The organism is Citrobacter sp. VF227, from assembly GCF_052950715.1.
Window position 1 is genome coordinate 1 of the sequence record NZ_JBRFVF010000291.1, and the last position, 500, is coordinate 500.

A 500-nucleotide genomic window follows, 5' to 3' on the forward strand; every position below is an offset into this window, starting at 1 on the left:
GGGCCGTGCTCGGCGCGGGCGCCCTCGTGGCCCTCGGGCTGCTCGCCCCGGCCACCGCCTGGGACGGCGTCCTGAAGGGGACCGACGTCTACCTGTTCCTCGTCGGCATGATGCTGATGTCGGAGGTCGCCCGGAAGGAGGGCCTGTTCGACTGGCTCGCGTCGATCGCCGTGCGCGCCGCCAGGGGCTCGGCGACCCGGCTGTTCACCCTCGTGTACCTCGTCGGCACCGCCGTCACGGTGTTCCTGTCGAACGACGCCTGCGCGGTGGTGCTGACGCCGGCCGTCTACGCGGCCACCAAGGCCGCCAAGGTGGAGAACCCCCTCCCCTACCTGTTCATCTGCGCCTTCATCGCCAACGCGGCGAGCTTCGTGCTGCCGATCTCGAACCCGGCCAACCTCGTGGTCTTCGCCGAGCACATGCCGCCGCTGGTGCGCTGGCTCGGCCTGTTCGCCCTGCCCTCGCTGCTGGCCATCGCGACGACCTACGCGGTGCTGCGG

1 protein-coding gene is annotated in these 500 nt (G+C 71.4%); it reads left to right on the forward strand.

Going from position 1 to position 500, the window contains the following annotated elements; translation table 11 throughout:
• A partial coding sequence (locus ACU8YC_RS26365) for an SLC13 family permease (RefSeq protein ID WP_446896175.1) occupies positions 1–500 on the forward strand: 500 nt, incomplete at both ends.